Raw genomic sequence first — 23,590 nt, 5'->3', positions numbered from 1 at the left:
CCTTAATAAGCAAATGGCGTTTCGCTGATTTCTAATGCAACCGCCAGCTTTCCAGTATTATCTAAACCGGCCATTAGTAATCGGCCCTGATCGTCCAGTTCAAAATGTGTAATTCCTTGCGCGTACACCCAGCCATGCGGCATTTTAAGTCCGACACGGTGCGGTGCGTCTCCTACAACTTTTCCTAATTCATAGCGTATTTGTACATTGCGGATAAATGCGCCTGCATTGAAAAAGCCTTCATTGTAATGTGTTGCATAAGAGCCGTTTGTAGTTTCTAGATGAATAAAAACGTCTTTGTTCGCAAAAGAATTAATTAACTCCTGGAGCTCGTTAGTATTTACTTCCTTCATCACTCTTATTAACTCCTTTCGAATCTTTCTATTAATAGTATAGTCAAATATATTCGACTGTGAAACGAAAAAGTCACACAAGAAACGAGTTCTTGTGTGACGCCATATCAATTACGCCTCAACATAATTGCGTCCGGATTCGGCTTTGCGCTGACGCAAAGACCTCCTTACCGAATTTGTGACATCCGCCGGAGGCAAAACTTCTACTTGTAGAAGTTTTATGCATTATGCTTTAACATAGTTTGGAATTGTTGTAACCGTAACTTCAGGTGCACCGAAACGTGGTTTTGCCCCATGCATTACTGGTCCAACATGTTCATTTAAAGCCCAACCGTGTTTAATCGCCGCTGAAACGAATTCTTTCGCTTCAATAACCGATTCTTCAACAGTAAGACCATTTGCTAAGTTTGCACAAATACTTGCTGCAAAAGTACAGCCTGCCCCATGATTATAAGTAGAAGAAACTTTTTCTGTTTCTAATAATTTAAATTCTACTCCATTATAGAACAAATCAACGGCTTTATCATGTACTAAGGCTTTTCCACCTTTAATTACAACATTTTTCGCGCCAAGCTCATGGATTTTCACAGCGGTAGCTTGCATTTGCTCGATTGTTTTCGGCGTTGTTGTCCCTGCAAGTTGTCCTGCTTCGAAAAGATTAGGTGTGACAACTGTTGCGTGGGGTAATAAATATTTAATCATTGCTGTTGTATTGCCAGGGTTCAATACTTCATCTTCGCCTTTGCAGACCATAACAGGATCGATAACAATTTTATCTGTACCGGAAGCCTGGATCGCTTTTGAGGCCATTTGAATAATTTCTTCAGTTGAAAGCATGCCTGTTTTAATGGCATCGACACCTGTTGAAAGGGCTGTATCGATTTGCTTTTGCAATAATTCTGTCGGTAGCGGTGTCACTGTGTGGCTCCAAGTTTTCGGGTCCATTGTTACGACTACAGTCAATGCGACCATTCCGTATGTGCCATGTTCCTGGAAGGCTTTTAAATCGGCCTGCATTCCTGCGCCTGCAGAAGTATCAGAACCAGCAATTGTTAAAGTTTTTTTAAGTGTCATATAGCATATCTCCTTAAGGTGAATATTCGAATTATAATTAGGTTAAGTATAACTCCTGTCTGACTATATAAAAATAGTCAGAAAACGAAAAAACTATAATGTCAGAAAAATTACTTGAACTTCTGCAGCAAATTCAATAGCGTTTAAAATGAGGTGGAAATTATGATGGAACAGTTAACGAATAGTTGGAAAGATTTATTGTCTCGAGAAGAAGAGCAGCCGTATTATAAATTTCTTGAAACATTTTTAGAAAGACAATACATGGAACAAACAGTGTATCCAAAGAAGGAGAATATTTTCAATGCCCTCCAGTTAACGGATTACGATAATGTAAAGGTAGTCATTTTAGGCCAAGATCCGTATCATGGTCCGAATCAGGCACATGGATTAAGCTTTTCGGTTGAAAAAGGGCAAAAATTACCACCGAGTCTTAAAAATATGATGAAGGAACTGCAACAGGACATTGGCTGCGAAATACCTGAGCATGGGGACTTAACATCGTGGGCAAAGCAGGGTGTATTATTATTGAACACCGTTTTAACTGTACAAGCAGGCAAAGCCAATTCTCATAAAGGGCAAGGTTGGGAACAATTTACGAATGCTGTTATTGAACTTCTCGCGAAACGTGAGCAGCCTATTGTATTTTTATTATGGGGAAAACCGGCGCAAAGTAAACGAATTTTAATTGAACGAATTTCAAGTAACCATATTATTCTGCAATCACCACATCCGAGTCCACTAAGCGCACACCGAGGCTTTTTCGGAAGCAGACCGTATTCAAAAGCAAATGAAGCGCTTTTATCATTGGGACAACAGCCAATCGACTGGTGCTTAACGAAGAAATGGGGAAACAGCTAAACTTTTGGCTAAAAGCATGGTAAAGTATTGATAGAAAGAGAGGGACAGGCAAATGAAAGTAGATTGCTTTAAATGCCAGTATTTTCGTGTGACGTGGGATCAGTCTAATCCGCGCGGTTGTACAGCATATGGCTTTAAAACGAAGCAGCTGCCATCTCTCGTTGTAAAACAGTCTTCGGGAATGGACTGCTTAAAATTCGTACCGAAAAATAGAGAAGGTGGGCAAACGCGATGATTACGTATGAAACGATTGTTAAGCAAATTGAAAAATTGACAGCAGAAGCAGCACATGCGGCAACAGAACAACAAGCCCGTGAAAAGCTTACGGCAATTCGTGCACTATGTGATGTCGTTTTAGACGAAAAAGTCAGTTCGCCAAAACCTGCTTCCATAAATAGCATGAGTATGAGTACAACAATCTCGACCCCCGTATACACGCAACCAGTCGCAATTCCAGCACAAAAGCTTGAAGAAGACGATGCAAACGGCGACTCATTGTTTGATTTTTAACTGATATTAAAATTAAGAATCGTAAAGACCTTTTATAAAGCAAGTTGACTAGAATGGAGGGGAGGCGACTCCAGCGGGAACAGCAAAATTTATTTTGCGACGAAAGCGAAGCGACAGGAGCACCGAGCCGGAGACTTAGGAACAAAAGCTAAGAACGCCACGTCCTGTGGCAACGCTTTTGTGACCAACTTCGTGTTGTCCCCACGCCGTGCCCGCGGAAAGCGTCCGACCCGGAATGGAAATCAACCCCTTGTTAGGGGAATTCGGTATTAGAAAAAGAAAGAGGTAAAAGAAATGAAAGGTTCAATTATATCTGGTGCAATTCACGGATTTTTAGCAGTTGCATTAGGCGCATTTGCAGCACATGCACTGGAAGATTTGCTGGATGATTACAGTGCAGGAATTTGGGATACAGCAATCCAATATCAAATGTTCCATGCAGCAGCACTTATTTTGGTCGGTATTTTAATGTCAAAAGCTATTTTCGGTGAAGTGAAGCAGTTAAAAATTGCGATGTTCTGCTTTAATGCAGGCATTGTATTCTTCGCTGGAAGCTTAATGGTGTTAGCACTAACAGGAATCGGCATACTAGGTGCCATTACTCCTATTGGCGGGGTATTCTTTTTAGTGGGCTGGATTATGGTTATAATAACAGTAGTAAAAAAGACACAATAAAATCGGTAGCATATACTTCATTAATTGGAAGTATATGCTTTTTTTATTATTTTAATTGGAAAATCAAATCTTTTATCTAAATTATTTGAATTTATTGTATAGTTATAAAGTAAGAGAGTAAAGGGGTAAGGAAAATGGACCAATTATTATTAAAGTTAGAAGATAATTTTGAAGAGATGGTAAGTATTCGACGCTATTTACATGAGCACCCGGAACTATCCCATCAGGAAATACATACACCTGCATACATTGCAAATTACCATCGGGAGCTAGGCTTGGAAGTTCGAGAATTTGTAGGAGGGCGTGGGGTTGTAGCCACATTAAAAGGGGCAAAACCAGGAAAGACAGTGGCTTTACGTGCTGATTTTGATGCATTGGCAATTCAGGAATTAAATGATTTCCTTTATAAATCGAAAAATGAAGGAGTGATGCATGCTTGCGGTCATGATGGGCATACGGCAACATTACTCGTTCTGGCAAAAGCATTAACAGAAATGCGGGATCAACTGTCCGGCACTATTGTATTTATCCACCAGCATGCAGAAGAGCTTGCTCCAGGCGGGGCAAAGGCAATGATTGAAGATGGCTGTTTAGACGGAGTAGACGTAATATTCGGAACACATTTATGGGCACCGACCCCTTTAGGCGAAGTCCTTGTACGCGAAGGGGCTATTATGGCGGCAGCAGATCGGTTTGAAATTGCAATCCAAGGAAAGGGTGGACACGGTGCAGAACCACAGCATTCAGTTGATGCAATCGTTGTTGGTGCACATTTTGTTACACAATTGCAGACGATTGTTTCTCGCCGTATCGCCCCACTTGAATCGGCTGTAGTGACACTCGGGCAATTTGAGGCGATCAATCCGTTTAATGTCATAGCGGATACAGTGAAAATGCAAGGGACTGTACGTGCCTTTGACGAACAAGTACGAAGACAAATGAAAGAGGAAATTGAATTATTATTGAAAGCGACTTGCTTAGGAATGCATGCTGACTATCGATTTGACTATTTGGATGGTTATCCGCCTGTAATAAATCATGTAGAACAGACACAACTTGTTGCACAAATAGCGAACGAAACACCAGGTGTTGAAAAGGTAACAGTTTGTTCTCCGTTTATGATAGGGGAAGATTACGGCTACTATATGCAGCATGTTCCAGGAACTTTCTTCTTTACAGGAGCCAAAGACCCGGACTGGGAAACGGTATATCCGCATCACCATGCCCGATTTGATTTCGATGAACGTGCAATGCTCATCGCAGCAAAAGTTTTAGGACAGGCAACATTGGAGTTTCTTTTAACTGAACAACGAGAAGAGGAATAAACATGAGCGTAGGGAAAAGATTAAATGCTGCACTAATTATAATGATAGTGTTAATTATGATTACAGTAATACTGAACTATATTAGTCTGAAAAATATACAGGGAAATATGAATGAAGCACTCGACTACCGGGTTGAACAAATTCGTTCCGTAGACAAAATCCGGTTTAATGTCGCGATGCAAGGAATGTATGTACGCGCACTTGTTTTTGATGGAAAAGAGGAATCTGCCGAAAGCTTTAAGCAGTATAACGAGTTACTGGATCAGGAGATTGAATATTTAGGAAAATTAGTCTCAAGCGATACGATGAAAGAACTGATGGAACAAATCATTAAGTACCGAGATGACTTTAATTACGGTTACCTTGATATGATGGATGCTTTCGAACGGGGCGATCAAATACTCGCAAACGGTTTTATTAATACAAAACTGCGCGCAGCAAATGACGGAATGTTCGATGCAACAGCTCAAATGGTTGAGCATCAGGAAAAGGAGCTTGATGCAATTAAAACGAAAGCCGACGATGCGATTGGCTTCTCCGTTTTAGTTGCCGGTATTGCTTTAGCAATCAGTGTTCTTATCGGCATACTTGTTATGATTTATATTCGTAAAACAATTATTTCCCCTTTAAATGGAATTGTGAATGAAGCGAATCTTATTGCCGCAGGTGATTTATCGCAGCAAGATATTCATGTGAAAACAAAGGATGAAATAGGGCAGCTGGGCAACGCATTCAATTCGATGAAAAATAATTTGTCGAACCTGATAAAAAATATTCAAGTCAACTCAGAGCAAGTAAATGCGGCGGCACAGGAGCTTTCAGCAAGTACCGAAGAAATAACGGCAACGACGGAAGATGTCACGATGCGGGTAAATGATACGACTGAAAGAGCGCAAATTTCTGCACATGCATCAAATGAAAGTGCCCGTGCAATGGAAGAAACAGCTGCAGGGGTACAACGAATTGCAGAATCAACTCAGAAATTGCTTGGAAATTCGGTTGATGCGACACAAACAGCAAAAAATGGTGGTCAAATTATCTATGATGCGCAACAACAAATGAGCATTATTAGTTCATCAACAAACTCTGTAAATGCTTTAGTACAAAAACTGGCACAACAAACAGAAGAAATTAATAATATTTCCCAATTAATCACATCGATTACGGATCAAACGAATTTATTGGCATTAAATGCAGCGATTGAAGCAGCGCGCGCAGGAGAACATGGAAAAGGGTTTGCTGTCGTGGCAGATGAAGTACGGAAGCTGGCTGAGCAATCGAAGTCATCTGCCAATTCAATTGTCAACTTAACACTTGAAATTAAAGCAGATACGGAAAACGTAGAACGTGCCGTATCGGAGTCGTTAGTTTCTGTGGAAGATGGTGTAAAGATTATTTCAAATGCCGGCGATTCATTTACAACGATTGTAGATGCAGTGACACAAATGTCGATGCAAATCCAGGAAATTTCATCTACTTCTGAAGAGCTTTCTGCAAGTGCAGAGCAGGTGACGGCATCGGTTAATGAAATAGCTCAAAGTTCAACTGAATCAAGCGGCAACTTAGAGATGATCGCGGCAGCAGTAGAGGAACAGACCGCTACAATGCAGCAAGTAAATGCAGTTGCCGTGACATTAAGCGATAATGCACAAACACTCCAACAGGAAATTTTGCAGTTTAAAGTATAATCCATTCCATAAGGGTGAAATGAGTGGAAACCTGCTTGAAAAAGAGTTAAGTACTCGTAGTAAGAAGCTAATATTTTTATTTACAGCAAAAAACGTCATTTTTCTCCTGAGAAAAATGACGTTTTTGAGTTATGTCTGCTGCTTTTCTGCAACAAAAAAAAGGCGCTTAAAAAATGCGCCTTACTTTTTTAAGGTTGTTGTGTGAAATAACTTAATTCTTCATCGAATTCCGCATAGTCAAAGTAAATCATCGGGAACAGGAATCGGTGGTTATTTTTTAAATCACGTAAAATTACATGGTCACGGCCGGCTGCTTCCACAACCCCACGGACCGCCCGTGTATTACTGCCAGCTACCGCATTATCAAATGAAAAATAAAACGTACCTGGTTTACCTCTGTTTAATCGTAAAATATTCTCGATATAGGATTCCTCACGTGGAAAGCCTACTCCTTGCATACCTGGTATACCCGAAGACATCGGAACCGTCGCAGGATTCATTTGTTGCATTGGAGACGTCCAATAATAAGTCAATTTTGCATCCTTTCATAAAGAAATTTAATATACTGCAGTCATCGGCGCAAGAAACAGTAAACGAAGAAATGGCTGCTGTTTCTCTGTGTTCACAATAAGCAGGACACTTGCTTCACCTTCTGCCGCACTGTAACCGAAGAAAGAAGGGCGGCATGTAAACCTTTTATTTGAAGTTTAGGCGTTCGATGTGACCTCCTTTTTCGACTTAGTATATGCATAAATAAAAAAGTTGAACACCAAAAACAGTGTTGTTTTTTGAACAGGTGACATACTATAGGTTAATTAGTTCGGATATATGTAATAAATTTCAATGTATTGGGAAAGATAAAGTAAATAAATAAGAGATTGTTGCCGGTGTTGACGAAAAGCGCAGGAGTGGAACATCATGAAAATAGGAGTTTGGTTAGGCATAATAATTAGCGCATTATTGTCTTTTGCGGTTGCAATATTTTATGAACAGCCGATTCATTGGTATTTATTAGTTCTTCTAATCATCATCGGTTTCTTCATTAATACAATCATTATAATTTTAAAATTGCAGGATGAATCAAACGTAAAAGATGAGCCGAAATAAATCGGCTCATCTTTTATGTTTCAGGAAAAAGTAAACCCGTTCCACACTTTTGAAGTTGGTTAAGCCAACATCAAGTGGGGGAACGGGTTAAGACATTAAATTGCTAACAGTTTTTCTAGTTTTTCATTGTCCAGCAAGTTTCCTACCAGGAACTCACCGAATTCGCCGTAACGAGCTGAAACTTCATCAAAGCGCATTTCATAAACGATTTTCTTGAATTGAAGCATATCATCAGAGAATAATGTAACGCCCCACTCATGATCATCTAAGCCGACAGAACCAGTTATAATTTGCTTGATTTTACCTGCATAGCTGCGGCCAATTAGACCGTGGTCATACATCAATTTTTTGCGATCTTCCATAGAAAGCATGTACCAGTTGTCATTGCCTTCACGTTTTTTATCCATTGGGTAGAAGCATACGTATTTTGATTTTGGCAGTTCAGGATATAAACGCGCACGAACATGCGGGTTTTGATATGGATCTTCATCTGATTTACCTGCTAAATAGTTCGATAATTCGACAACGGAAACGTATGAATACGTTGGAATTGTAAAATCAGCAATCGCCAATTTCGCGAATTTTGTTTCGATTTCATTTAGTTCTTCAGGTGTTTCACGTAAAGTCATAATCATGAAATCTGCTTTTTGCCCAATAATTGAGTAAAAAGCATTCGAACCCGTATCTTTATTTAAGTCTTCCAAAAATGCGATAAATTCTTTTGTAGCGGCTTCGCGTTCTTCAGCTGAAACTAATTTCCATGATGCCCAGTCCATTGAGCGGAAATCATGTAATGCGTACCAGCCGTCTAATGTAATTGCTGCTTCATTCATCTGTTCAAACACTCCTTGTAAATGAAAATGATTCACAATTAGTGTAGCATAGTTTCAGGGAAAAATATCATTTCAACATTGCAAAATCCGTCAATTCACCAATTTGACATGACTTTAAAATGCGGTATGCTAAAGTGAGGAAAAATTAGGCTAGGAGTATAAAATATGAATGATTTTTTGCAGCAAACAATGTGGCGTTTTATCGATCAGTCGATCAGCGCGAATAAACGCTCGCCATTAGAGTCCTTTGCAATGGATGATACACTTTGTCATCTTGTCGGTCAGAAAATGACCAATTCGACAATACGTACGTGGGTTCATCATGACGCAGTGGTTCTTGGCATTCAAGATCACCGCTTGCCTTATATTGAGCAAGGAATGGAGACATTGAAGAACAGTGGATATGATCCGATTGTCCGCAATTCTGGAGGACTGGCGGTCGTATTGGATGCAGGAGTTTTAAACATTTCGATTGTGTTAAATGAGGACAAGCCGTTAAGTATTAATAATGCGTTTGAAATGATGGTTGCATTAATTCGTCAGTTATTCCCTAAAATTGCAACGAAAATAGAAGCATATGAAATTGTTGGTTCTTATTGTCCAGGTTCATATGATTTAAGTATTAATGGTCAAAAGTTTGCCGGTATCTCACAGCGTCGTATGAAAAACGGAATTGCTGTTCAAATATATTTATGTGTGGAAGGCAGTGGCAGTGAGCGTGCGGAACTGATTAAACGTTTTTATGAAAATGGTCTGCAAGGCGAGAAAACGAAATTCGAGTATCCGGATATAAAGCCGGAAGTCATGGCTTCACTTCAACAACTGACAGGACAAAACGTGACAGTATTCGAAGTGAATGAAAGGCTTCGTAACCTATTGAGGCAGTGGAATGGACAGCTGTTCGAACTGCCATTGCAGCAAGAGGAAATGGAATTGTACGATTACTATTTAGAGCGCGTGTTCAAACGCAATGAGTCGATGCTAAGTAAATAAGAAAATAAAAAGAGGCGAGGTGCTAATATAGCGCTTCGCCTGAATCATTTAACGATGTTTGGGAAATCAAGTTGCCGTTACGCTCCATTTTGAATGTTGGCGTGGCCTCAGTATCTGTTTCTAGTGCTACAAGTCGTCTTGCGCGGTTCATAATAGAAACAAACTGCTCGTAATCTTCTTTAATCGCTTTATTCTCTTTTTGCAGTGCTGTCAGCTGTTGCTCTAGCTGGCTTTTCTGTTCTGTTAATAGTGATGTCAATTTGCGCCATTTCAATAAATCCTGTTCATTTGAATTCGTATGCTGCAGTTGTACTAAGTATGCAATGACGATATCGAGTGATAATGCCGATAATGGAATCGATGTTGGCTGATTTTCGTTTGACGGCAGTAAGTATACTGGAGTTGTTCTGCGTTTTGTAGCCGTATTCATCATGCGCATACGTTCTTTGCGTTCCTTTTTCGCCTGTGCCAAATCTTCTTCATAAATGCGTCGGACTACAGCATTCCAGCGGAAACCGCAAGCTGCAGCTGTTCTGTTTAGTAAATCCCCAGCTTCCTCAAATGCATTTAATTGTGTACTACCTTCTTTTACATGGCGTAAAACAGCCTCTGCTAACAGCTCATCATTCTCTTTCACCCATGCGTCTTGTCTTGTTTTTGTCATAAAAAACTCCCCCTGAATTATAATAGTTTTGTTGTTGTAAATCTATCATGTCCAAAGAGGAAAACATTTATTCAATATATCGTAAATTGTTGCTAGAATGATGAGAAATATGTTCCTAGCAGAACTTTGAACGGAATTGCTAGGATAAAGCTTGAATGAAATAAGCAAAATAAGATACAATAGCAAATAGGTTAAAACAGCGAAAATAGCTCATAGAGAGGTGTTGACACTATGGCAAACTTATTCCACGTTTGCGATGAATGTCAGGCCGTTAATTTAAAGACGTTAATTCCAAAATTAAAAGAAATTGATCCAGAAGCAACGATTGAAATTGGCTGTCATTCATACTGTGGTCCAGGCCGCAAAAAAACATTTACATTTGTAAATAACCGTCCAGTTGCCGCATTAACTGAAGAGGAGTTAATGGTAAAGGTACTCGACAAATTGAAAAAGTAACAGCGTAACATGGACGCGTTCTGAAAGATTTTCAGAACACGTCCTTTTTGCGTTTTCGGCAGATTCATTTCTATTTCACGGACATCTCACTTATAATGTTGTTAAGAGATAAGGAGGTGGGCTAGTTGATGACATATGCAAAAACAAAACTGCAAGAGGAAAAAGTTTTTAAAGACCCTGTCCATCGCTATATTCACGTTCGGGATCAAGTCATCTGGGATTTGGTCAAAACAAGAGAATTTCAGAGATTGCGCCGTATCAAGCAGCTTGGTACGACGTATTTAGTGTTCCACGGAGCTGAACATAGCCGATTTAATCACTCATTGGGAGTATATGAAATTGTCCGTCGAATCGTGGATGATGTATTTAAAGGAAGAAAAGAATGGGATGATTCTGAGCGTCTACTCGTATTATGTGCCGCATTACTGCATGATTTGGGGCACGGGCCGTTCTCCCATGCATTTGAGAATGTATTTGAAACAGACCATGAATATTTTACGCGTCAAATTCTGCTGGGGGACACAGAGGTAAATGCCGTGCTTCGTCGAGTGGCCGATGACTTTCCGGAAAAGGTCGCGCAAGTAATTGAAAAAACGTATCCAAATGAATTGGTTGTCAGCCTAATTTCCAGTCAGATCGATGCAGACCGTATGGATTACCTGCAGCGCGATGCGTATTATACTGGTGTCAGCTACGGACATTTTGATATGGAGCGTATCATGCGTGTTATGCGTCCACGTGCAAATGGTGTTGTTATAAAAGAAAGCGGAATGCATGCGGTCGAGCATTACATCATGAGCCGCTACCAAATGTATTTGCAAATTTATTTCCACCCGGTGTCAAGAAGTGCGGAAGTCGTGCTGAATCATATTTTAAAACGAGTGAAAGTGCTGTGTAAAAATGATTATCCATTTAAATATGAACCGACGCCTTTTATATCCTTTTTCAGAGGGAATGTCACATTGGAAGACTATATTGCGCTCGATGAAAGCATTATGCTGGCGTACTTCCAATTTTGGATGGGAGAAGACGATGAAATATTACGGGATTTATGCCGCAGATTCGTCAATCGGAAACTGTTCCAATATACGAATCTGAATCCTTACAAGCAGCCTGAAGTATATGCACAGCTGCAACGTCTATTTTTGCAGGCCGGCATTGATCCGGAATATTATTTAGTGCACGATTCCACATCGGATTTACCTTATGACTTTTACCGCCCTGGTATTGAAGGGACGAAGAAGCCAATTTACTTGCTAATGCAGGACGGAATGCAGCGTGAACTATCAGAGGAAAGCCAAATCGTCGAAGCAATTGCCGGTCGCATCAAAGTAGACCATAAAGTGTATTACCCGAAAGAGTTATTTACAGACGAGCGGATTCCAGCTGCATTGCGAAATGAAATAAAACAGCTCATTGAGGAAGCGTAACTGGCGTAGGAAAGGTCCATGGTTTGAGTGAATAGATGTAAAACCTTCGCACAGATACAGAAGTCAATACCTCAAAAAAACACCTCAATTTTCCCTAAAGAAGATTGAGGTGTTTCGATTATTAATTAACTGAAATTCAACGCCAGCTTAACCATTATTGGTCGCTATAGCGTACGCCACCTTTAGCATAGTGGTTTTTAGACATTTCTTCAATAATGATTGATACATTTTCTACTGGTGCGTCAACTGTTTTTGAAACAGCTTGTGTAACTTCTTCTACGAGCGCGCGTTTTTGTTCATCAGTGCGGCCCTCAATCATTTTGATTGTAACGATTGGCATAAAGTCGCCTCCTAGTTAAAATATAGTGTATAGTATTTATATTAGCGTATTTGGAGGGATTTACAATGGCAAATGAAGAAAAACCAAAACCGAAAATGGGTTTTACGATAATAAAAAATGATCCTACCGATGGGCATAAAGGATTCGGTATTGGTTCACTTTCTTTGGAAAATGTATCGCCGGTCATTGTCGATGTCGCAGAAGGAACAGCAATTGTTGATATCGGAGCAATGCATGCGAAAAGTGAAGTAGAGCGCGGCATTAAGTTTACAATGAACCGTGAAGATTCAGCTGGCGGAAAAGATTACTGGCTTGTATGGGTAACAATTGACCATAAAGAATCAGGTGCTTATTTTGCCGGTGTGACAGCATGTGAAATGGTCGTAAACCGTGAAAAACGCCGTGGCTATAAAATTTTGGCAGACCATGTGAACAGAATGGACAAATCAATGAAGCGTCACATTATTGTCGACCATATGGATGAGCCGTCAAAGAAAATACTGGCCGACTTCCTGAAAAGCCACAACGAAGAAATGTGGAACAACAGTGATGAGAAATTGAGACAGGATTTAGCATAAAGCTGCACCTTGAATGAAATAAACATCTTACAATAATATTACAAAATTCAGTGAACAATATGTGACATTTCAAAATCTACCAAAATCCGTAGTTGAAACTGGTTCTAAAAGAAAGTAAACTGAATTTAAAGCTTGCGAAATAGTAGGCTAGGACATGTGGGAAATGAAACAGGTTGAGCAGTATGCGGCATTTGAACCTTCCCAAGCCGAATGCCCCATGGTTCTCAACCATTCATTCACCACAATAGAAAAGCTCTTTCGTGTCACGGACTAGAACCGGATACGAAAGAGCTTTTTTAACTTTTTTATTTATTCCCAAAAGTTGCGCAATGCTTCAAAAGGCAATGATTCAAAGAAATTACCCCATGAATCCTGATTGAAGAGATCGAATGATGCACATGATTCTGTTGGTACATCTTCGGTTTTCATGTAAACAATACGCTGGCTTGAGCATGACTCGTGCGCCAGTTTACCCGTACGAATATCGACCGTTACAGGCTCTACACCACTTGGCATTGTAAATGTTTCGTTTGCTTTTCCATCAAGCGCTGTTTCCATAAAATCTATCCACACTTGCTTCGATGCGGCCATATCTGTCTGGACAGATAATGTTTTGCCTTGGTCATAGCCATTCCATACACCTGCCGTTAAGCTTGGTGTAAACCCAATCATCCATTGGTCACTATTTGTCGTTCCTGATTTGGCTGCATATGTGTGGCTCATACGTGAACGCAATGATAAACCAGTTGCCGGAGAATAATCACTGAACACAGGATCGAACATACCTGTCATCATTTGCGTTAAAATAAATGCATCCTGTTTAGAAATTACTTGTTCTTTTTCAGGTTTCTTATATTTGTAAACGACTTTTCCTTTTGCATCGGTAATCGACAATACAGTAATCGGTTGTCGTTTTTCTCCGCCTGCAGCAATGATATTATAGGCGTTTGTTAAATCATACAGCGAGTTTTCGGCAGTTCCAAGTGCAATGGAAGGTATATCCTTTTCGGAATAGTTGAGCCCGAAACGTTTCTGGACATCTCGGAAAGATCGGTAGCCGATGTTTTCCAGTGCTTTCACCGCATAAATATTGTCGGAAATTGCCAATGCCTGTGCCATGGAAAGTTCATGGTCAGCATACTTCTTATTGACGTTTTGCGGTGTATAAGTTGCTCGTCCACTATCATACGTAAAGGTCGTTTCGCTCACATCCAAGAAGGACATAGGTGTGAAATCCTTTTCCAGTGCGGCTGCATACAAAATCGGCTTAATGGCAGAACCAGGCTGTCGGTTACCTAACGCAACTCGGTTAAACGAACTTATACTGTAATCACGTCCGCCGACAAGAGCTGTAACAAACCCTGTATCTGCTTCCATGCTCACAAATCCAACCTGCAATTCACTGTTGGGCATATTCGTTTTGATCGCATTTTCCGCTGCTCGTTGATGTGCCTGGTTAAGCGTTGTTTGAATTGTCCATCCACCTTCACTAATACTCAAGTTTTTCTTTTCTAAAATATCGCTTGCTTCTTCCCATACGACATCCAAAAAGTAAGGAGCGATTGATTTATTTGCAATCCAATCATCACTTTTTAGAGCAACATGTTCTGAAGTGGCATGAGTTTTTTCTTCGTCTGTAATTTTCCCTTGTTCATTCATCAACCGCAAAATTACTTGCTGACGATTTGTCGCCTTTTCCAAGTTATTAATCGGCGAATAATATGTCGGTCCTTTTGGCACACCCGCAAGCATTGAAGCCTCGGCCAATGTCAGATCCTTTACGGATTTGCCGTAGAAGTAACGGCTTGCAGCTTCAGCACCATACATTCCGTGCCCATAATAAACCGTATTTAAATAGCCTTCTAAAATTTCTTCTTTAGAGTAAAATAACTCCAACCGATAAGCAAAAAGGGCTTCATTTAATTTCCGGTTCCATGTTTTTTCATGAGTTAGATAAAGGTTTCGTGCATATTGCTGTGTCAGCGTACTGGCACCTTGCACTTTCCCCCCGGCTTTAATATCCGCTAAAACGGCCCCTGCGATCCGGGAAAAGTCAAAACCGCTATGCTCGAAGAAATCTTTATCTTCAACAGCAACAGTAGCATCAATAAGGTAAGGCGATATTTCATCCAGGTCTGTCCAGTAGCGACGTTCCTTTGTAAAATAGTCACCAATCTGATTATGGTTGCTATCTAAAAAAATTGAAGCTTTCGGAACGGTAAGCGGCGGTGCTCCGGCAACTTGCGCATATATACGTAATGAAAGGAACATAACAGCGAAAAAACATAAAAGGGCAATCATAAAGAGTCCGATTTTTTTCACGAAATTTTTTCGCTTTTTTCGTTTTTTAAATTGCTGTCTTTTCAAGTTTTTCCACCTCATTTCTTTTTTAATAGAGAGCAAACTAAATTTAGTCAATTACAAAAAGTAATGAAAATTCTATTGCACTTTTAATGAAAACAACTATACTTTTTCGTAGCGCACCTTACGAATTTAGTCGTATACGCAGCTATTACAAAAGCAATCCATAATGTCGAATTATGTCAGTTGCTCTTAATTATACGAAAATAGCGAAACAAAAGTTTCATATGTTAGATTTAGTATGAGCAACTTCTTCTATCGCTATGCATTCTAAATTAAGAAATCGGTTTAAAATACGTAATTAAAAATAGAGAAAGGTATAGGTGACTGTAAATGAGATTTGATGAAACTTACGCAGGGAATATGTTTATTAAAAGCCACCAAAACTATGAAGAAAGTAAAGCTGTTTTATACGGCATGCCAATGGACTGGACAGTTAGCTACCGTCCCGGTCAACGTTTTGGTCCGACCCGAATTCGTGAAGTATCGGTTGGTTTAGAAGAATACAGTTTTTACTTGGATCGTGAGCTGGCAGATGTACCGTTTTTTGATGCAGGGGATATTCCACTGCCGTTTGGAAATCCGGAAAAATCATTAGCGGAAATTAAAACGTTTGTCCGTAAAGTACTGGCAGACGATAAAATTCCAGTAGGGATGGGCGGGGAGCATTTAGTATCACTGCCGGTAATGGAAGCTGTCTATGAAAAGTACGAAGATTTAGCGATTATTCATTTTGATGCACATACAGATTTACGTACAGATTACGAAGGGGAGCAATACTCACACGCAACACCCATTCGTAAAATTGCCGATACAATCGGACCGGACAATGTTTATTCATTTGGAATTCGTTCAGGCTTAAAAGAAGAGTTGCAGTGGGCAAAAGAAAACGGCATGCACATTTCATTATTTGAAGTTTTCGAGCCATTAAAACAAGTATTGCCTACATTAAAAGGTCGCAATGTTTATGTAACAATCGACATTGACGTATTGGACCCTGCACATGCACCTGGGACAGGAACGGTTGATGCTGGCGGTATTACTCCAAAGGAACTTTTAGCAGCAATTCATGAAATTGCACGATCTGAAGTAAATGTTGTCGGCTTTGACCTAGTTGAAGTGGCACCAATTTACGATCATTCCGAAATAACAGTAAATACAGCTGCAAAATTGATTCGTGAAATGATTTTAGGCTGGGTAAAATAGCAGGGGTTTATAAAACTTAGATATAGTAAGGTATTGCGGGGTTAACTGCTAATGTTATTTGAAGGTACTCTCCGGAGTACCTTTTTTTATTGAATTTTGAGGAGGTGTTGATGCATACAGCATGGTTAACTGGGAAGAAATAAATAGGTAATAATAAACAACCAAAAGTACACTTGCAAAGTATACTAAAAAGCATGGTATCCCATTCGGGACGATACAGAGCAGATTAATACATTGAGCTTCATTTAGACAAAAGCTTATGTTCGAAAAAATGTGCCAGGTTACAGTTCAATCTTAAAAGGGTAAAGAACGATATGCTGCTGCCATGACCAAATGAAATCGGTTGATTCGGGTATTTCGGGGCATTGCGCTAATAACGAAGCGTATATCGCATCGATAAAACCCAAATTATACATAAAGTATTGCATCATACGAGGTGTCAACTGTCAGTAAAAGCCCGATTGATTGGGGTCTGCAGGAGGCGTGTAAATAAGACATTGCAACAGGACGTAGCGAACTTTGTATATTTGTTCGGCTACTAAACGGGTATAGCATGCCAGAGCCAAGTTAGAAATAGGAGTGTTTATGTTGGAAAAGGGTCATATTGTATTAATAATTTCATTACTAGTAAATGTACTGTTGTTAGGAACAGGGAGCTATGTGGTGAGAAATATCGGTGGACTTGAAGTTGTTAAAACAAAAATGCAGTCAACACCTTCTCCCAATAAGGATTCTGCTTATTACTTTACGAAAAAAAGCGTCTTTGAACATTCGTCAATTAGTAATATTGATAAAGTATTCATTGGTGACAGTATTTCCGATTACGGAGAATTCCAGGAATACTTTCCCGGTGAGGTTGTGCTGAATCGGGGAATCCGGAATGATTGGACAGAAGGATTATTGAACCGTATACAGGAAGTAGTGGACCGAAACCCGAAAGAGGCGTATTTAATGATCGGTGTCAATGATATCCGTTATGGAACAGAAGCCGAAGTATTTAAAAGTAACGTCGAGAAAATCGTGGATTCGTTTGAAGGAAAAGCTACAAGACTCGCTATTCAATCAATCCTGCCTGTGAATAACGGGTTATTAGGAAATGAAGTGACAAATGACAAAGTGAAGCGGTTTAATATTATTTTGCAAAAGATTGCGGATGATAAGGGAATTGAGTACATCGATCTGCATTCGAGCTTTACTGATAAAAACGGGCAACTGGATAAGCAGTTCACTGGTGATGGGCTTCATTTAAATGGGAAAGGGTATGAAGTTTGGGTCGAACGGCTTCGCTCAAAATAAAATCAATTATAAAAAAGCTGAACCTCGGAGATGAGGTCCAGCTTTTTTTACGTCGGAATCGGTGTCTTTTCTTTCTTGTTTGAAAACCCGCCAAGCAGAATTTTTCCGTTCGGTAGCAAATTTTTTATTAAAATTGAAACAATGATAGGAATGAATATCCCGATCGTTGTGTAACCAATAAGCCCATACGTGAAATAATCATTTAGTATAATATCTGCAAATATATGCAAATACATAATGGAAAGCGAGTGATTTTCTATTTTCTGCAGCCAGTTAATCGACAGTTTTGCTGCGAGCAACTGGAAGCATCCTACTAATACGATTGTAAATGATATGGGAATGACTAAATCTAATATAAAATGGTCATACCGTAAGAACTTCATACTCAATCGGTAATCGATGATATTAAATCGATCAAGCAATACCGCCGTTGCACTCAGGAACAAGGCCGTACTCATCCATCGTTTTGAAATATCCATCCATAGATGTTTGAAATAATACCCGATTGCAAAATAGATGATTGCCATCAGCGCCACATCGAGGTTCCAAATCATTGGAATCGATTGTGCTGCTTCGGAGGGCTTGCCTCCGATGACTTTCATAGCGACGATGCTCTCAAAATTTCCGAGAACATAAAAGAGCCCTAGAATGATAAACTGTTTCTTCCGATTGAAGTAGGTCGTCAACCACATGAATAACAGGTAGGTGAAGAATAATGTCGTCACAAACCAGAAAACACCATATGCTCCTCGAACAAAACGCCCCCCTATGACAAGTGTCCATAAATCATTAAGATACCATTCTAAATTCCAATTGCCTGAAAAAATCTCCATTCCATAACGGACTAGTGTAATACTTGCAAGGAAAAATAGGTAAGGGACGATTAATTGCATAAAACGCTTGTGAATCGTCGGCTTTATCTCCTTTTTATCTAAAATCGGCTTAAAGAACAAACCGCTTAATATGAAAAATGCAGGCATATGAAACCAATAAATATATTTCGCGAGTGGAAAGTCGAGCTCTCCTGGATAATGCCCGATGACGACAAGGATCATTAAGAATCCTTTCGTAATATCCACCCACGTTATCCGTTTTTTCTTCATTAATACACCTCTTAAAAAAATATGCTCCCATTATATACCCTCTTTTCGTGTGAATAGCGCAATGTAACAGCATCGTTATGTAATTGTTAAATAAACGGTAAATCACGGAAATAAAGGATTCTTGTGGTGTCATAAATCATAAAAGAAATTCACTTCATCTTACAAAGTGGAAATTTTAGGCTGGGTAAAATAAGAAAAAAGGTGTGTTAAAAGTCTTAAAAACTTTTAACACACCTTTTTAGTATCGCTGTTTCATCTGGTTGTAATGGCAGACCTGAATATTTGCCTGATGCTTTGCTCTCAATAAGGCTTCGTATGAAAAGCGGTAAAGCTCTTTAACGCTCTGTCCATTTTGCGGAAAAGAACAGATTCCAATTGCAAGAACGAGCTGACTGGATGGATAATTTTCAAAAGTGAGCTGCTGTACAGCTTTATTGATTGCGTTGGCTAAAGTAACCGCTTCTGCAGGTACCAAATGCGGCAGCACGACATAAAACTCATCACTATCAATTCGCCCAATCAGCGCATTTTTGGGCAGCTGGTCTTTCAATAGTTTTGAGACTTGGACAAGCACCTCATCGCCAGCTTTATAGTGATACATATAATTCAATTCACGAAACTGACGAATATCGATATGAAGCAACTCAAATGGAATTTTTGCATTCACAAATGTTAATAACTTCTGCTCAATCGCAATATTATTCGGCAGCTGTGTAAGCAAATCCGTTTTCCGCATTGCGTATATTTGTCTGATTTGTTTATTTTTATGTTCAAGCTGCATTAAGATTTTTCTGACTGCAAAAAAAGTAATGGTCGAAACAGCAAAGTAAAGGATTAAATAGAACAGATTATTTATTTGAAAACGGTCATAAATAATGAGGACGATAATGTGTTCGATCGTTATAACGAAAAAATAAACCGGTAAATTTTGATAGGTAATCGGACGTTTGAATGCGAAAAAGCATGCAATGACAGTCACTATTAAAGTATTCAGCATGATAATGAACGACAATACTGATGTGTACATTAAAACATACCGACTAATCACAATCATAAAACCTGTAATGAAAATTGAAACAGGTCCCCCAAGCAAACCACTGAAAAGTACAAATATAATCCGATTGTTTATTAGCATACCGTGAGCATAGGGAGTAGCCAATGCAGTCAAAATAAAGGCGGCACATCCGAATGTCACACCGACGATAATGGACTTGTATTTATGGATGAAAGGATTATCTTCATATTGTATAAAAGGCCAGAAAATTAAAATCGTAAAGCAAAATAGAATCGAAAAGTTGATTGTCAGCTCCAAAAACATGGCATCACCCCTTGGTAATGTATCGTTACCCCTTATTTTAGATTATTTATATGGAAATAAGAAGATAGTTTTGTTTTTGCCTGCTGTTTTGCCATATCTAAATTTTCCAGGAGCTCCAAAGATGTTTCCCCATTATCAGGAAATGAACTAATTCCAACCGTAACAGAAATATGTAAAGATAAATCTTGGGATACTTCGAACGGCTGTTGGGCAATCATATTAATTATATTATTGGCCTCTACAACCGCAATAGCAGGAGGTACATCCTTTAATACGAGAAGAAACTCCTCACCGCCCAATCGGCCAACATATGCTCCATTTTTATTGGCATATTCCATCAAGTGTTGGGCAAGTTGTTTAATAACAAGATCACCTGTAGAAAAACCATGCCGTAAATTTATCATTTTAAAATCCCGAATATCGACGAGCAATAAATTGAAAGAGGTTTTCTTTTTAATCAGGTTTTTGATAAATTTCTCATTTTCCTTATTGTTTGGCAACTGTGTCAAAAAATCGATCTTTTTCAAATAAGTCGTCTGTTGTACAGTATCATTGGCAAGTTTTATTTGGCGAATGACAAAGTAAATGAAATAAAATGAAAAAATCGTAAAGATGCCATAAAGCAATAAGTATTCATAGCTTTTAGTATGGAAGCAAAGCCCGAGAAATAATGCGATAAAAGTTTCAATAAAGCATCCCCAAAAAAATAAAAATATATTTTTTTGCGTCATTTTATATTTACTTGTGACAAAGAATAATATCAGAACAAGTACAATAAAGTTAATATTCAGGAACATCGGTACCCATGCCAAATATGGAAGGAAAAAAAGTCCGATTCCTATAATCAGACCACTGATCAGAATAGCAAATGGCCCGCCTAAAAGACCACTGTATAACACCGGAATATACTGAATGTTCATCATAAGATCGTTCGTAAGATGAACAGCAGAGAATGTCAGCACAAGGCCGGTTACACCAAACTTCAATCCAATTACATAAGGCTTCGTTCGACTGATGAATGGTGTCTGTCTAAAGTAGTTGATAAATGGCCAATAAATTAAAAGTGTAAAAGTAAATAATATACAGAAGTAAGATAATATTTCGATTAGCATAATAAGCTCCTTTATACACTAATCATTACTGTTCTGAACGAAAATTGCTATAAAAATAGTGGAATTGAAGGAAAATTGTCCAAATCAAGATGATTGAGGGAGTAAGCGCAAAGTTAAGTTCGTTGTTGCTTAAAGAGATATACTTATCCTATAATAAAAAGGTTATAGAAATATATGTATAGGAGCTGACTGCTATGGCGAACGAGAGCGGGAAAACAGTCAAAATCAAACTAGTTTCCTCAATCATTCCAACCGAGGGCGAGCTTGAACAATATGAAATGTGGCTTGAAGGCAGTTGTGTGGAAAAAGGGAACAGTCATTATCTGCGCTATGAGGAAGTTCAGGAGGATCTGCAAATTCAAACAACGATTAAACTGAATGAAGCGAATTCGTTTATTATGCGAAAAGGCGGTGTGAACATGCGTTTGCCTTTAAATCCGGACTTACGCGAGAATGGTCATTATGAAAGTCCATTCGGCTCATTACCTCTTATTACCGATACACATCAGTTAGCCATAGAAGTAGTACAAAGCGAAAAAGTGTCAGGGCAATTTAAAACGCAATATGACCTTATCATAGGTGGCAACTCAGTTGGCCATTACAAATTAGATATTCAATTTACGGAGGTATAACGATGAACGCAGTAGAACAATTACAGCAATCGATTAAAGCAGCACTCAAAGCGGCAATCGATCAAGCAGGCCTAGTAGAAGCAGGCACGGAAATCAATATTCATTTAGAAACACCAAAGGATAAAGCAAACGGAGACTTCGCAACAAATATCGCAATGCAATTGACAAAATTGGCGAAGAAGCCACCACGTGCAATTGCTGAAGCAATTTTAGCGCATTTAACGACTGAAGGCACAGATATCGAGAAGATTGAAATTGCCGGACCAGGTTTCATGAATATCACAGTACGTAAAGACTTCTTGGCAAGTGTAGTTACAGCTACATTTGAACAAGGCGAAAACTACGGTCGTTCAACTGCAGGCGCAGGAGAAAAAGTACAAGTCGAGTTCGTATCTGCTAACCCGACTGGTGACTTGCATTTAGGACATGCGCGCGGTGCATCTGTAGGCGATTCATTGTGTAATGTATTGGATTTTGCTGGTTTTGATGTATCACGTGAATATTATATTAATGATGCCGGTAACCAAATTAATAATTTGGCGTATTCTTTGGAAGCACGTTATAAGCAAGCGTTAGGAATGGATGCAGAAATGCCGGAAGACGGATACCACGGTCCGGATATTATCGGAATCGCTGGTAAGCTGGCTGAAGAATTCGGTGCGACGATTTTGGACAAGTCTGATGAAGAACGTTTTAAATTTTTCCGTGAGCACGGCTTGAAACTGGAATTGGCAAAACTGCAAAACGACCTTAAAAACTTCCGTGTTGAATTCGATGTTTGGTATTCAGAAACATCTTTATATGAAAACGGTAAAATCGATGTAGCGTTAGACAAACTAAAAGCAAATGGTCATGTGTTTGATGAAGACGGCGCAACTTGGTTCCGTTCAACAACATTCGGTGATGATAAAGACCGTGTATTAATTAAAAACGATGGTTCATACACATATTTAACACCGGACATCGCTTACCATGAAGACAAACTGCGTCGTGGATTTGATAAACTGATCAATATTTGGGGTGCTGACCACCACGGCTATATTCCACGTATGAAAGCGGCAATCGAAGCACTTGGCTATGACCGCGGCACATTGGAAGTAGATATTATCCAAATGGTTCAGCTGTACAAAAACGGTGAGAAGTTCAAAATGAGTAAGCGTACAGGTAATGCTGTAACGATGCGTGAGTTAGTAGAAGAAGTAGGCTTGGATGCTGTACGTTATTTCTTCGTTAAAACAGCAGGAGATTCACATATGGACTTTGATTTAGACTTAGCGGTATCACAATCGAACGAAAACCCAGTATATTATGCACAGTATGCACATGCGCGTATTTCATCGATTTTACGTGCAGCTAATGAGCAAGGTTTCGAAGCTTCATTGGAAAACCTGAACTTGCTAGTAGCAGAAAAAGAAGAAGATGTTCTGAAAAAAGTCGGCGCATTCCCGCAAATCGTGGCAGATGCAGCAAAACACCGCACACCACACCGTATCGCAAACTATATTCAAGACTTGGCAGCTGCATTCCATAGCTTCTACAATGCAGAAAAAGTATTGAACCAGGATAACAAAGAGCTGACAGAAGCTCGTTTAGCATTAATCACAGCAGTCAAAACAACATTGGCGAATGCACTGAAACTAATCGGCGTAAGCGCACCAGAAAAAATGTAATTCAACTT

General features: G+C 39.3%; 25 protein-coding genes. 15 read left to right on the top strand and 10 right to left on the bottom strand.

The window, feature by feature from the left end; translation table 11 throughout:
* Positions 1–2: 2 nt before the first annotated feature.
* Entirely contained in the window at positions 3–353 is a 351-nt protein-coding gene (locus tag CBM15_RS03215; protein ID WP_008404569.1) for a YojF family protein, read from the bottom strand.
* Between the two features lie 225 nt (positions 354–578).
* Entirely contained in the window at positions 579–1,427 is an 849-nt protein-coding gene (gene thiD, locus CBM15_RS03210; protein ID WP_087615703.1) for a bifunctional hydroxymethylpyrimidine kinase/phosphomethylpyrimidine kinase, read from the bottom strand.
* 162 nt (positions 1,428–1,589) lie between these two features.
* On the opposite strand from thiD, the gene CBM15_RS03205 reads away from it, so the two are divergent.
* From CBM15_RS03205 to CBM15_RS03180, 6 genes are all read left to right on the top strand, one after another.
* Positions 1,590–2,285 (top strand): uracil-DNA glycosylase, encoded by a 696-nt coding sequence (locus tag CBM15_RS03205; protein ID WP_087615702.1) that lies wholly within the window; start codon positions 1,590–1,592, stop codon positions 2,283–2,285.
* A 52-nt stretch (positions 2,286–2,337) separates the two neighbouring features.
* Positions 2,338–2,520, top strand: a complete 183-nt coding sequence (locus CBM15_RS03200) for a hypothetical protein (protein WP_008404564.1) — start codon at positions 2,338–2,340, stop codon at positions 2,518–2,520.
* Positions 2,517–2,795 (top strand): YwdI family protein, encoded by a 279-nt coding sequence (locus CBM15_RS03195; RefSeq protein WP_008404563.1) that lies wholly within the window; start codon positions 2,517–2,519, stop codon positions 2,793–2,795. Before CBM15_RS03200 ends, CBM15_RS03195 begins: the two co-directional genes overlap by 4 nt.
* Before the next feature lie 294 nt (positions 2,796–3,089).
* A complete protein-coding gene (locus tag CBM15_RS03190) occupies positions 3,090–3,470 on the top strand; it encodes a DUF423 domain-containing protein (protein ID WP_008404562.1) in 381 nt (126 codons plus the stop codon).
* 134 nt (positions 3,471–3,604) lie between these two features.
* Positions 3,605–4,795, top strand: coding sequence for a M20 family metallopeptidase (locus CBM15_RS03185; protein WP_087615701.1), 1,191 nt, complete (start codon positions 3,605–3,607; stop codon positions 4,793–4,795).
* Positions 4,796–4,797: 2 nt separating this feature from the next.
* The gene (locus tag CBM15_RS03180; RefSeq protein WP_087615700.1) at positions 4,798–6,483 is read left to right on the top strand and encodes a methyl-accepting chemotaxis protein; all 1,686 of its coding nucleotides are present in this window, start codon (positions 4,798–4,800) and stop codon (positions 6,481–6,483) included.
* Between the two features lie 188 nt (positions 6,484–6,671).
* On the opposite strand, the gene gerQ is transcribed toward CBM15_RS03180, so the two are convergent.
* The gene (gene gerQ, locus CBM15_RS03175) at positions 6,672–6,992 is read right to left on the bottom strand and encodes a spore coat protein GerQ (RefSeq protein WP_008404558.1); all 321 of its coding nucleotides are present in this window, start codon (positions 6,990–6,992) and stop codon (positions 6,672–6,674) included.
* 409 nt (positions 6,993–7,401) lie between these two features.
* On the opposite strand from gerQ, the gene CBM15_RS03170 reads away from it, so the two are divergent.
* Entirely contained in the window at positions 7,402–7,590 is a 189-nt protein-coding gene (locus CBM15_RS03170) for a hypothetical protein (RefSeq protein WP_008404557.1), read from the top strand.
* Positions 7,591–7,685: 95 nt separating this feature from the next.
* On the opposite strand, the gene hemQ is transcribed toward CBM15_RS03170, so the two are convergent.
* Positions 7,686–8,423 (bottom strand): hydrogen peroxide-dependent heme synthase, encoded by a 738-nt coding sequence (gene hemQ, locus CBM15_RS03165; protein WP_079524598.1) that lies wholly within the window; start codon positions 8,421–8,423, stop codon positions 7,686–7,688.
* A 165-nt stretch (positions 8,424–8,588) separates the two neighbouring features.
* Between hemQ and lipL the strand changes: the two genes are divergently transcribed.
* The gene (lipL, locus tag CBM15_RS03160; RefSeq protein WP_087615699.1) at positions 8,589–9,416 is read left to right on the top strand and encodes an octanoyl-[GcvH]:protein N-octanoyltransferase; all 828 of its coding nucleotides are present in this window, start codon (positions 8,589–8,591) and stop codon (positions 9,414–9,416) included.
* A 22-nt stretch (positions 9,417–9,438) separates the two neighbouring features.
* Here lipL and CBM15_RS03155 read toward each other — a convergent pair whose 3' ends face one another.
* Positions 9,439–10,080, bottom strand: coding sequence for an RsfA family transcriptional regulator (locus CBM15_RS03155; RefSeq protein ID WP_014824752.1), 642 nt, complete (start codon positions 10,078–10,080; stop codon positions 9,439–9,441).
* Positions 10,081–10,311: 231 nt separating this feature from the next.
* Between CBM15_RS03155 and CBM15_RS03150 the strand changes: the two genes are divergently transcribed.
* Positions 10,312–10,536, top strand: coding sequence for a YuzB family protein (locus CBM15_RS03150; protein ID WP_008404549.1), 225 nt, complete (start codon positions 10,312–10,314; stop codon positions 10,534–10,536).
* Between the two features lie 128 nt (positions 10,537–10,664).
* Positions 10,665–11,966 (top strand): HD domain-containing protein, encoded by a 1,302-nt coding sequence (locus tag CBM15_RS03145; protein WP_087615698.1) that lies wholly within the window; start codon positions 10,665–10,667, stop codon positions 11,964–11,966.
* A gap of 154 nt (positions 11,967–12,120) precedes the next feature.
* Here the strand turns inward: CBM15_RS03145 and CBM15_RS03140 are convergent, their stop codons facing one another.
* Positions 12,121–12,306 (bottom strand): 2-hydroxymuconate tautomerase, encoded by a 186-nt coding sequence (locus CBM15_RS03140; protein ID WP_008404547.1) that lies wholly within the window; start codon positions 12,304–12,306, stop codon positions 12,121–12,123.
* 65 nt (positions 12,307–12,371) lie between these two features.
* On the opposite strand from CBM15_RS03140, the gene CBM15_RS03135 reads away from it, so the two are divergent.
* A complete protein-coding gene (locus CBM15_RS03135) occupies positions 12,372–12,884 on the top strand; it encodes a YwhD family protein (protein WP_008404546.1) in 513 nt (170 codons plus the stop codon).
* A gap of 309 nt (positions 12,885–13,193) precedes the next feature.
* On the opposite strand, the gene CBM15_RS03130 is transcribed toward CBM15_RS03135, so the two are convergent.
* Positions 13,194–15,251, bottom strand: coding sequence for a transglycosylase domain-containing protein (locus CBM15_RS03130; RefSeq protein WP_087615697.1), 2,058 nt, complete (start codon positions 15,249–15,251; stop codon positions 13,194–13,196).
* 327 nt (positions 15,252–15,578) lie between these two features.
* Between CBM15_RS03130 and speB the strand changes: the two genes are divergently transcribed.
* Entirely contained in the window at positions 15,579–16,451 is an 873-nt protein-coding gene (gene speB / locus CBM15_RS03125) for an agmatinase (protein ID WP_087615696.1), read from the top strand.
* 585 nt (positions 16,452–17,036) lie between these two features.
* The gene (locus CBM15_RS03115; protein WP_087615695.1) at positions 17,037–17,747 is read left to right on the top strand and encodes a GDSL-type esterase/lipase family protein; all 711 of its coding nucleotides are present in this window, start codon (positions 17,037–17,039) and stop codon (positions 17,745–17,747) included.
* 47 nt (positions 17,748–17,794) lie between these two features.
* On the opposite strand, the gene CBM15_RS03110 is transcribed toward CBM15_RS03115, so the two are convergent.
* The 3 genes from CBM15_RS03110 to CBM15_RS03100 form a co-directional block, all read right to left on the bottom strand.
* Positions 17,795–18,850, bottom strand: coding sequence for an acyltransferase family protein (locus tag CBM15_RS03110; RefSeq protein WP_087615694.1), 1,056 nt, complete (start codon positions 18,848–18,850; stop codon positions 17,795–17,797).
* Positions 18,851–19,088: 238 nt separating this feature from the next.
* Positions 19,089–20,168, bottom strand: coding sequence for a GGDEF domain-containing protein (locus CBM15_RS03105; protein WP_087615693.1), 1,080 nt, complete (start codon positions 20,166–20,168; stop codon positions 19,089–19,091).
* Between the two features lie 32 nt (positions 20,169–20,200).
* Positions 20,201–21,280, bottom strand: coding sequence for a GGDEF domain-containing protein (locus CBM15_RS03100; protein ID WP_087615692.1), 1,080 nt, complete (start codon positions 21,278–21,280; stop codon positions 20,201–20,203).
* Positions 21,281–21,474: 194 nt separating this feature from the next.
* On the opposite strand from CBM15_RS03100, the gene CBM15_RS03095 reads away from it, so the two are divergent.
* Together CBM15_RS03095 and argS are read left to right on the top strand one after the other, a co-directional pair.
* Positions 21,475–21,912 carry a YwiB family protein gene (locus CBM15_RS03095; protein WP_087615691.1) on the top strand — a complete coding sequence of 146 codons (438 nt, stop codon included), beginning with the start codon at positions 21,475–21,477 and terminating at the stop codon, positions 21,910–21,912.
* A gap of 2 nt (positions 21,913–21,914) precedes the next feature.
* Positions 21,915–23,582, top strand: a complete 1,668-nt coding sequence (argS, locus tag CBM15_RS03090) for an arginine--tRNA ligase (RefSeq protein WP_087615690.1) — start codon at positions 21,915–21,917, stop codon at positions 23,580–23,582.
* The last annotated feature ends 8 nt before the right edge of the window (positions 23,583–23,590 follow it).

This window comes from Solibacillus kalamii (assembly GCF_002174535.1).
GTDB classification, from domain to species: domain Bacteria; phylum Bacillota; class Bacilli; order Bacillales_A; family Planococcaceae; genus Solibacillus; species Solibacillus silvestris.
Note: the sequence above shows the minus strand (reverse complement) of the source record. Positions and strands in the feature narration are given on the sequence as shown.

What these genes read in the sequence shown, in the direction of transcription:
- CBM15_RS03215 (WP_008404569.1), bottom strand. Translation starts at nt 353, where the DNA reads ATGAAGGAAGTAAATACTAACGAGCTCCAGGAGTTAATTAATTCTTTT.
- thiD (WP_087615703.1), bottom strand. Translation starts at nt 1,427, where the DNA reads ATGACACTTAAAAAAACTTTAACAATTGCTGGTTCTGATACTTCTGCA.
- CBM15_RS03205 (WP_087615702.1), top strand. Translation starts at nt 1,590, where the DNA reads ATGATGGAACAGTTAACGAATAGTTGGAAAGATTTATTGTCTCGAGAA.
- CBM15_RS03200 (WP_008404564.1), top strand. Translation starts at nt 2,338, where the DNA reads ATGAAAGTAGATTGCTTTAAATGCCAGTATTTTCGTGTGACGTGGGAT.
- CBM15_RS03195 (WP_008404563.1), top strand. Translation starts at nt 2,517, where the DNA reads ATGATTACGTATGAAACGATTGTTAAGCAAATTGAAAAATTGACAGCA.
- CBM15_RS03190 (WP_008404562.1), top strand. Translation starts at nt 3,090, where the DNA reads ATGAAAGGTTCAATTATATCTGGTGCAATTCACGGATTTTTAGCAGTT.
- CBM15_RS03185 (WP_087615701.1), top strand. Translation starts at nt 3,605, where the DNA reads ATGGACCAATTATTATTAAAGTTAGAAGATAATTTTGAAGAGATGGTA.
- CBM15_RS03180 (WP_087615700.1), top strand. Translation starts at nt 4,798, where the DNA reads ATGAGCGTAGGGAAAAGATTAAATGCTGCACTAATTATAATGATAGTG.
- gerQ (WP_008404558.1), bottom strand. Translation starts at nt 6,992, where the DNA reads ATGCAACAAATGAATCCTGCGACGGTTCCGATGTCTTCGGGTATACCA.
- CBM15_RS03170 (WP_008404557.1), top strand. Translation starts at nt 7,402, where the DNA reads ATGAAAATAGGAGTTTGGTTAGGCATAATAATTAGCGCATTATTGTCT.
- hemQ (WP_079524598.1), bottom strand. Translation starts at nt 8,423, where the DNA reads ATGAATGAAGCAGCAATTACATTAGACGGCTGGTACGCATTACATGAT.
- lipL (WP_087615699.1), top strand. Translation starts at nt 8,589, where the DNA reads ATGAATGATTTTTTGCAGCAAACAATGTGGCGTTTTATCGATCAGTCG.
- CBM15_RS03155 (WP_014824752.1), bottom strand. Translation starts at nt 10,080, where the DNA reads ATGACAAAAACAAGACAAGACGCATGGGTGAAAGAGAATGATGAGCTG.
- CBM15_RS03150 (WP_008404549.1), top strand. Translation starts at nt 10,312, where the DNA reads ATGGCAAACTTATTCCACGTTTGCGATGAATGTCAGGCCGTTAATTTA.
- CBM15_RS03145 (WP_087615698.1), top strand. Translation starts at nt 10,665, where the DNA reads ATGACATATGCAAAAACAAAACTGCAAGAGGAAAAAGTTTTTAAAGAC.
- CBM15_RS03140 (WP_008404547.1), bottom strand. Translation starts at nt 12,306, where the DNA reads ATGCCAATCGTTACAATCAAAATGATTGAGGGCCGCACTGATGAACAA.
- CBM15_RS03135 (WP_008404546.1), top strand. Translation starts at nt 12,372, where the DNA reads ATGGCAAATGAAGAAAAACCAAAACCGAAAATGGGTTTTACGATAATA.
- speB (WP_087615696.1), top strand. Translation starts at nt 15,579, where the DNA reads ATGAGATTTGATGAAACTTACGCAGGGAATATGTTTATTAAAAGCCAC.
- CBM15_RS03115 (WP_087615695.1), top strand. Translation starts at nt 17,037, where the DNA reads ATGTTGGAAAAGGGTCATATTGTATTAATAATTTCATTACTAGTAAAT.
- CBM15_RS03110 (WP_087615694.1), bottom strand. Translation starts at nt 18,850, where the DNA reads ATGAAGAAAAAACGGATAACGTGGGTGGATATTACGAAAGGATTCTTA.
- CBM15_RS03105 (WP_087615693.1), bottom strand. Translation starts at nt 20,168, where the DNA reads ATGTTTTTGGAGCTGACAATCAACTTTTCGATTCTATTTTGCTTTACG.
- CBM15_RS03100 (WP_087615692.1), bottom strand. Translation starts at nt 21,280, where the DNA reads ATGCTAATCGAAATATTATCTTACTTCTGTATATTATTTACTTTTACA.
- CBM15_RS03095 (WP_087615691.1), top strand. Translation starts at nt 21,475, where the DNA reads ATGGCGAACGAGAGCGGGAAAACAGTCAAAATCAAACTAGTTTCCTCA.
- argS (WP_087615690.1), top strand. Translation starts at nt 21,915, where the DNA reads ATGAACGCAGTAGAACAATTACAGCAATCGATTAAAGCAGCACTCAAA.